Origin of the sequence: Dietzia cercidiphylli (assembly GCF_014145145.1) — a bacterium.
Taxonomy (GTDB): Bacteria; Actinomycetota; Actinomycetes; order Mycobacteriales; family Mycobacteriaceae; genus Dietzia; species Dietzia natronolimnaea.
This window is the reverse complement of the sequence record NZ_JAALEA010000497.1, coordinates 1-4,031: the sequence shown is the minus strand read 5'-3', so window position 1 is coordinate 4,031 and position 4,031 is coordinate 1. Positions and strand designations below refer to the sequence as shown.

Genomic DNA, 4,031 nt, shown 5'->3' with positions numbered 1-4,031 from the left:
GAGGTGTGCGTGCCCTGGATCGGCCCCGGGGACCCGGTGCGGCTGGTCCCGGTCGCGGCCGGGGACCGGCTCACCGTGGGCGGCTACGACGTGCGCGTACTGCCCGCCCGGCACCGCGTGTTCGACGACGGCGACGCGGTGCTCTACGACGTCACCGGCCCGGACGGCGCCCGCATCCTCTGGGCCACCGATACCGGCCCCTGGCCCGAGGACTGGTTCGCCGCCGTCCGCGGGGCCCGGTACGACGCGGTGTTCCTCGAGGAGACCCTCGGGGACCGCGAGGACATCTCGCAGGCCCACCTCGGTCTGCCGAGGTTCGAGGACCTGATCCGGTCACTGCGGTCCGCCGGGGCGGTCGACGACCACTCCGAGATCGTGGCCGTGCACCTGGGCCATCACAACCCGCCGCTCGATCAGCTGGCCGGGCGGCTGGGCGAACACGGGGCCCGCGCGGGGTTCGACGGCGAGGTCGTCAACTGCGACCCCGCCGCCCGGCGGTGACCCTCCCGGCGCTCACCCGGTCGACGGTGCCCCTCCCGGCGGTGACCCGGTCAGCGAGCTACTCGGTGCCGCGCCGGAACTCCCGGGCCGTGCCGTGCTCGAGCAGGTCGAACGCCTCGTTCAGGTAGTCCGTCGGGCCCTGTGCCCCGGCCGGTCGATGCCTGAGCACCGACGCCCCGGCCGCGAGACCCAGGTCCACGATCACGCGGACCCGGAACCGGCTCAGCCGTGGCGCCCGGCGGCTGACCGCCTCGTACAGCGGATCGAGGATGTCATCGGCGACGCTGGACCTCGCCTCCGCGCTGAGCAGCAGACCGATCTGTTCGCCGACCACCAGGAGGTTCTCGGCCGCGTAGACGTCGTCCGCCGAGCGGCCGGAGATCTCCCGGAACATCGAGCGCAGGACCTCCAGCGGCGACATCCCCGTCGGCGCCTGCTCCACCTGCCGCACCCACTCGGCCACCTGCTCGCGCAGGAAGTGCACGAACGCGTCCTCGCGGTGGGCGAAGTAGTTGTGGAACGTCCGGGTGGAGACCCCCGCCCGGCCGGCGATGGCGGACACCGTCGCACCCTCGGCACCCACGGCGACGAGGAGTTCGACAGCGGCCACCGCGAACCGGGTCCGGGTGTCGGCCTTCTTCCGCTCGCGCAGATTAGGCATCGGTGCGGGTCCCGACACCACCGCCGGCGGCGTGGTCACCGAGCTCGTGCTCTCCCGCTCCTGCGGACTGCTCGGCCACGTCTCCGGACGCGTGCCGGCCGGCGGTCTCCTCCGAGGCTGCGTCGTACTCGGCGGTCTCGAGGGCGGAGCCCTCGACGTCGACGGTCGGGAGGATCTTGTCCAACCACCGCGGCAGGCCCCAGGCCCGCTCGCCCAGCATGAACATCACCGCGGGGATGATCGTCATGCGGACGACGAAGGCGTCGAACAGCACGGCGACCGCCAGGGCGAAGCCCATGACCTTGATGAACTGCTCGTCGATCGTCATGAACGCGGCAAAGACGCTGATCATGATGAGCGCGGCGGCGGTGACCACGCGGGCGCCGTGCTTGAAGCCGTTGGCGACCGCGTTGTGCGCAGTCTTGCCGTGGACCCACCCCTCGCGCATGCGGGTGACCAGGAAGACCTGGTAGTCCATGGCGAGGCCGAACACGATGCCGATGAGCATGATCGGCAGGAAGCTGATGATCGGCTGCGGGTCGGAGATGATGCCCAGCCAGCCCTCCTGCCAGATCGCGACGGTGAGACCGAAGGTCGCCGCCACCGACAGGCCGAAGCCCAGCGCGGCGATCAGCGGGACCCAGATCGACCGGAACACCAGCATGAGCAGGACAAAGGCGAGCGCCAGGACGATGCCGATGTACGGCAGCAGGACCTCGGTCAGTCGCTCGGAGATGTCCTCGTAGATCGGGGTGACACCGGTGACCGAGTAGGTTCCGCCGGTCTCCTGCTCGAAGGTCCCGGCGCTGGCCCGGATCTCCTCGAGGACGTCGGCGGCCCGCTCGTCGATGGCTCCGTACTGCGGGGTGATGAGCACCTGGGCGGCGTCACCGGCCTCGTTGGTCTCGATGATCTGGGCGTTCTCCACCCCGTCGAGGGCCTGGATGTCCGCCGCCGCGGCAGCCCACGCCGCCGGACGCTCCTCCTCCGGCACCTGCAGGGTGTCGACGAGGGCGATCATCGGGGCGTTGCGGCCCGGGCCGAACGCCTCGTCGGTCATGTCGTAGGCGATGCGGTTCGGGGTGTCCGGGGCCATCGTGCCGTCGGACGGCATAGCCAGACGCAGCTGCGCGGCCGGGAGGGCCAGCAGGATGAGGAGGAGGACACCGGCGGTCGCGAAGAGCACCGGGCGGGCGCGGATCTTGCGCACCCACGACAGGCCCATCGTCGGCTTCTCGTCCTCCGGGTCGGGTGCCTTGACGCCCTTCACGCGGGCCGCGAAGAGCTTGGTGCCGACCGCGCCGAGGATGGCCGGCAGCAGCGTGATCGCGACCAGGACGGCGATCGCCACGGTGGCCGCGGCGGACAGCGCCATCGCGGTGAGGAACGGGATGTTGATGATCGACAACGCGGCGAGCGCGATGAGGACGGTCAGGCCCGCGAAGACGACGGCCGAGCCGGCCTTGCCGACCGCCAGTCCGGCGAGATGCGCCCGCTGTTTGACGTCGATGGCCTTGAGCTTCTCCGCGAGTTCCGCGGGCTCCAGGTCGTTTCCGCCGATGTGTTTGACCAGCTCCGTGCGGAATCGCGAGACGATGAACAGGGCGTAGTCGATGCCCACGGCGAGACCGATCATGGACGCCAGGGTCGGCGTCATGGTGTTGATGGTGTCCGTGAAGGCGGTTGCAGCGAAGATGCCGCCGATGCCGATCCCGACGCCGATGACGCCGGTGAGCAGCGGCATGCCGGCGGCGATGAGCGAACCGAAGGTGATCAGCAGGATCACGGCGGCGACCGCGATGCCGATGATTTCGCCGACGGCGCTGATCTCGGACATCTGGAAGGCATTGCCCGAGTACGCGATGGTCAGGTCACCCTCGTGCTCGGCGACGACCTCGGCGAAGGCCTCCCGGTCCTCGGTCTGCACGTCCATCGTGGTCTCGGCCGCGAACTGGATCTCGACCGTGCCGGTGGTCTCGTCGGCGCTGAGCGGGCTCAGGGCGGCGATGTCGGCGGCGATCTGCTCCTCACCGATGCCCTGCTCGGCCTTGGCCGTGGTCAGCTGCTCCGACAGGCCTTCGGCCGCGATCACCGGGCTGACCAGCGCGTCGGTCCCGGTGAGGAACTCCAGCTCCCGCACGTCGGCGAGGAAGGCGTCGACGTCCTCGGTGACCGCGGGGTCGGTGAGGGTGCTGCCCTCGGGCGCCCCGATGACGACGGTCCCGGTCGGCGCGTCGAGCTGACTGCCCGCCCCGGCGAATCTCTCCTGCATCTCCTCCTGCGTCTCGATGGACTCGAGTCCCGGGATCGAGAAGGTGGTGCTGGTCTGCTGCGTCAACGTGGCGGCGGCCGTGCCGACACCGATGATCAGCAACATCCAGGCTGCGATGAACCGCCATCTGAACAGATAGGCGGACCGCCCGATGCGGTAGAGAAATGACGCCATGCGCTGGCTCCTGGTGCGTAGATGCGATTCGCGAACCTTCGCAGTTTTGCACGACATCTGCACGATTGCACAGCCCGTGCAACTAGGTGTGGTGCAGAACACCCTGCATATTGCCGCTCCCGGCTCGTCGCCATCTCGGCCCGTCGCCTCGTCCGGCCCCGGGAACGACCGGCCGTCCGCATACCCTCCGGGGCGTCTTGCGCATACCCCCCGGGGTATGTACAGTCGTGGCACACCCCTCGCAGGGAACACCGACCGACAAGGAGAGCACCATGCTTCTCGAACGCATCTACGACGAGGACCTCGCCCAGGCCGGCTACTTCATCGGCTGCCAGGCCAAGGGGGAGGCCGTGGTGGTCGACGCCCGCCGCGACATCCGCGAGTACCTGGACCTGGCCGCGCGCCACGGCATGACCATCACCG

Annotated in this window: 3 protein-coding genes and 1 pseudogene; 2 read left to right on the top strand and 2 right to left on the bottom strand. The window is 69.9% G+C overall.

Going from position 1 to position 4,031, the window contains the following annotated elements; genetic code table 11:
- Positions 1–501 (top strand): MBL fold metallo-hydrolase (locus tag G6028_RS16270; RefSeq protein ID WP_241730837.1); only part of this gene is annotated, 501 nt, incomplete at its 5' end.
- Positions 502–559: 58 nt separating this feature from the next.
- Here G6028_RS16270 and G6028_RS16265 read toward each other — a convergent pair.
- Together G6028_RS16265 and G6028_RS16260 are read right to left on the bottom strand one after the other, a co-directional pair.
- Positions 560–1,162, bottom strand: a complete 603-nt coding sequence (locus G6028_RS16265; RefSeq protein WP_182659491.1) for a TetR/AcrR family transcriptional regulator — start codon at positions 1,160–1,162, stop codon at positions 560–562.
- Entirely contained in the window at positions 1,155–3,608 is a 2,454-nt protein-coding gene (locus G6028_RS16260) for an MMPL family transporter (protein WP_182659490.1), read from the bottom strand. The genes G6028_RS16265 and G6028_RS16260 overlap by 8 nt, the downstream gene beginning before the upstream one ends.
- A 272-nt stretch (positions 3,609–3,880) precedes the next feature.
- Here G6028_RS16260 and G6028_RS17815 point away from each other — a divergent pair.
- Positions 3,881–4,031 (top strand): annotated as a pseudogene (locus G6028_RS17815) (MBL fold metallo-hydrolase); the annotation flags it as partial.